The organism is Spirulina sp. 06S082 (assembly GCF_034932145.1).
Classification (GTDB): Bacteria; Cyanobacteriota; Cyanobacteriia; order Cyanobacteriales; family Spirulinaceae; genus CCY15215.
In genome coordinates this window covers 1-3997 of the sequence record NZ_JAYGHV010000227.1, presented here as the reverse complement: position 1 = coordinate 3997, position 3997 = coordinate 1, and the positions used below count along the sequence as shown (strand labels likewise).

Sequence of the window (3997 nt, the reverse complement as noted above, 5' to 3'; positions counted from 1 at the left end):
CAGTGGCAAGATTGTTATGGTAATGTTTCTCATCCAGGGGTTAGCGATCGCGAATTAACATTTTTAGCACAGATTCCTCAACGCATCCGGGAACAATTGCAGTCTTTTTTTCAAACTCATTCTGATTTGTTAGCTAAGGAAAAAATAGAGGCGTGTATTGATGCTTCCGTGTTAGATAATAAGGTATCTCCTACGGTGAATCTCAATACAATTTACGAGGAAATCCGCGATCGCACAGAAGATTATATTGCTTTACAAAGAGCGATGAAAGATTTAATGGATAAATTCCTGCAAGAAGCGGCAATAAAGGGTTTACAAGATTCATTTTTTGTGCATTATGCCCCCAACTTAGGACGCGATGAAACTGGACAAGAAATTGTGCGTTTTGCGAGTCAAAATGATTCGGGAACAACGGATTTTCAGTTTATGTTACAAGGTGCGGTGAAAGAAGCAGGAGTTTTAGCAATTCTTAATCGTTATTATTGGCACAGAACCGGCAATTATCCCCTAGGTAAAGAGTTTAGCGTGCGTCAAGCCCCGAAAACGCAAACCGCATTATTACAACTCATTCAAGACAATTTCGACCCCCAAGAAATGCCACTTTTGGTAGGAGTTGGCGATACAGTAAATAGTACGGTAGAAGAGAACAATGGCAAAATTGAAGTGCGACGAGGAGGAAGCGATCGCAATTTCTTGCAATTAATTCAAGCTATTGGTAAAGAATGCGAACGTGATAATATTGTAGTTTATGTTGACAGTTCTCATGGAGAAGTCAAAAATCGAAAATCCGTGCGCTGCGATCGCATTGATGGAGAATTAAAAGTAATAGAAGGTCCTTGCGATCCTCGCGATGTTGACGATCCTTTAACTTTAAATGTTGTGTTTCCCGAAGGTCATCAACAATATTGTCAATTCTTCCAAAAAATGGCTCAAAAAAGAGAAAATAACTTTTTTTAGTCCGATCTTTAGCATTATTCTGGCTCGATAGAGTGGATTTTTCCCATTTGCAAATTATCAAAAATTTGGTTAATTTGTTTGCGATCGCGATCGCTGACAGCCAAATCTGATAAAAAGAGACTGACTAATTGAAAATGTTCTCGTCGAGTCACGCGACCTGTTTTCAGAATTTGCTCGAGAGGGAATTGGGAATTGTTGGAAGATTGATCTGACATAGTTCTACACCCGAATCGCGTTTGTTTCAAATGGTCATACTATTAAGGTAAAGAAAGTTTTTCTCTCATGCAAGTTTTTTGCATTCCTGTCCTCGACTGACCTCGCGATCGCATAATTTGGCTATATTCTCTTAAAATACGCTATATGGGTTAGGATAGCCTCATCATTAGCTCACTGAAACGCGATCGCGATCGAACTATGACCCCTAATTTCTTAAATAACCCCTCTCAGAAAACTAGAAACTGGCGATCGCGCAGTTTTTTCTTTTGTCTCTCCTTGGCCGTTGTCATCTTGTTAGTTGGAGTTGAAAAGGCTGTAGCCCAGAGCAATGTAAACCCAGAAACTCTTGAATTCTACATCAATACCATCTGGCTGTTAATTGCCGCTTCTCTCGTCTTCTTCATGAATGCAGGCTTTGCCATGCTGGAGGCTGGGTTATGTCGCACCAGCAATGCAACAAATGTATTAGCCAAAAACCTCATTGTTTTTTGCGTATCAGCATTGGCTTTTTGGCTTATAGGTTTTGGGTTAATGTTTGGGGATGGTTTTGGTTATGACTGCACTCAGGAAATTACTGAAACAGTACCTAGTTTTTTAGGTTCTCAAGGATTTGTCTTTAACCTTATCTTTCCAGCAGATTCAACTTCTACTGCTTTTCCACAAGATGGATTTAGTTGTTTACAAAAAACATGGTCGAATCACTCTTTTTCAGCCGTTTTCTTTTTTCAGTTAGTTTTTGCTGGAACTGCTGCAACAATTGTATCAGGGGCAGTTGCAGAACGAGTAAGATTTTATGCGTTTATTCTATTTAGCTTTTTCCTTGTCGGTTTTATTTATCCTCTAACAGGTCATTGGGTTTGGGGATATCATGGATTATTACAAACCCTTAGATTTCGTGATTTTGCAGGTTCAACCGTCGTTCATTCAGTTGGAGGAATGGCAGGTTTAGTCGGCGCTTTTATGCTAAGACCAAGAAATGGTAAGTTTGGCTATAATGCTGAGAATCAACAATTTGAACAAAATCAAACCGAGAATAATGAAACAGAAGAGTTTACCCCTCATAATTTGAGTTTAGCGACGCTTGGATGTATTATTCTCTGGTTAGGTTGGTTTGGCTTTAATGGGGGATCGACAACGAATCTTGCATACGTCGCCCATATTATTACAACGACGATGATTGCAGCCGCTTCTGGTGGAGTTGCTGCTATTATCTTTTGTCCCAGTATCGTTGGTAAGCCTAGTCTTTCATCAATTATTAATGGAGTTTTAGGAGGACTGGTTAGTATTACTGCTTCATCAGCTTATATGGATATGATCAGAGCCTCAATTATTGGTGCGATTGGAGGAGTTATCATTCTTTTTGGAGAAGTTATACTCGAAAAAATGAAAATTGACGATCCTGTTGGTACAATTCCTGTTCATTTGTTCTGTGGAGGATGGGGAACAATTGCCGTAGGCATTTTTAGTATTCCTAATTCAAAACTATATTTCGATAAAGCTAATAAAATTCTGATCTATGATAACAGACTTATACAAACACTTTGCCAATTTGCAGGATGGCTTTTTGTTTGCGCTGTTGCAGGTTTCTTAAGTTATATTGTTTGGGTTGCTATTGGATTTATTTTACACTGGATTGAGTTGATTTTCGACTTAATCAATCCTGATAAAAAACCTAAAATTATTGGTGAATTTGACAATTTAAGCGATTTTCTTTTCAATCAGTACAAGTTTGGTCGTTTGGGCATTAGAGTGTCGCCAGACGAGGAAAAGAAAGGTAGTGATGGAGTATTTTATAATCCAATAGTAGAATCGCAGCTTGAAAAAAGGGTGGCAAGATTAGAAAAACCCATTGATTCAGAATAAAACAATAAATAATATTGTGTTGGGTAATCTGTTATGGTATCTCGACACTACTCATTACTGGACAATTAGAACTATTTAGTTCTCTAACTGCTTGTCTAACATCATCAGGTATATTATAATCTGGTTTTGACCAGCCTTCTAATATATCTTTGTATTTTTGAATGTACTCGTATTCTTCACTGATTTTGCAGATATATTCCAAAGACTCTTTGTACAATGTTGCTTCAATTAAGTCGTATGAATATTTATCTAATAACCGGTTAAAAGATATATCTAACCGATCTTTACAGTCTTCATCTAATGTATTTTTCTGTAACCAGTCTTCAGTATCTTTGATTACTAATTCACGTTGACTTGATTCATTAATTGCTTCACGAATAGATGCCGAGATAGTTCCTATTTGATTTAGGCAAGCAGTTTCAGTATCTGAAGAATTTTTCTCACTAGAAGGTATTTCTGGAGTAGTTTGCATTGAATCTTTACGAAAAATGAAAAACAAACCAACAAAAATACAAAAAATAAAAAGAAGAGAACCTGAAACTATTTTAGTTGACTTAGATAAAATTTCTAAATTATCTTTATCTCTAGATCGATCTTGAATCAAGAATTGACGATCAATTTTTAAAGGATTTTCTAATGGAGAAATAGTATCTTTAACTAATTCATCAACCAACTTTTTAATTAATTTTTCTTGAACTAATTCTTGTATCCATTCAGTCTCTTGCTTGGTATCATTGGGATATTCTGACTCAAGAATTCGTTGAATAATCAAGTCAACCTGTTCTTGTTTGCCTTCCGTGCAATGGAGGATTTCTTGAACTACAGGTTGAGGATTTTTAAATTTGTTAATTAAGTTATCAAGACTTTTAGATAAACTATCTTCTGATAAAGTTTTTTGCTCTTTTTCTGAAGATATTATTGTCTTCAGGTAATTGGAAACTTGACTACGAATCAAAAATTG

At 36.5% G+C, this 3997-nt stretch carries 4 protein-coding genes; 2 read left to right on the top strand and 2 right to left on the bottom strand.

Going from position 1 to position 3997, the window contains the following annotated elements; genetic code table 11:
- On the top strand, positions 1–957 hold a 957-nt coding region (gene stpA, locus VB714_RS14805), incomplete at its 5' end, for a glucosylglycerol 3-phosphatase (RefSeq protein WP_323225384.1).
- 14 nt (positions 958–971) lie between these two features.
- Here stpA and VB714_RS14800 read toward each other — a convergent pair.
- Entirely contained in the window at positions 972–1172 is a 201-nt protein-coding gene (locus VB714_RS14800) for a hypothetical protein (protein WP_323225383.1), read from the bottom strand.
- A gap of 199 nt (positions 1173–1371) precedes the next feature.
- Between VB714_RS14800 and VB714_RS14795 the strand changes: the two genes are divergently transcribed.
- The gene (locus VB714_RS14795) at positions 1372–3036 is read left to right on the top strand and encodes an ammonium transporter (RefSeq protein ID WP_323225382.1); all 1665 of its coding nucleotides are present in this window, start codon (positions 1372–1374) and stop codon (positions 3034–3036) included.
- Positions 3037–3067: 31 nt separating this feature from the next.
- Here the strand turns inward: VB714_RS14795 and VB714_RS14790 are convergent.
- Positions 3068–3997, bottom strand: a 930-nt coding sequence (locus VB714_RS14790) for a hypothetical protein (protein ID WP_323225381.1), incomplete at its 5' end; no start/stop codon positions are given.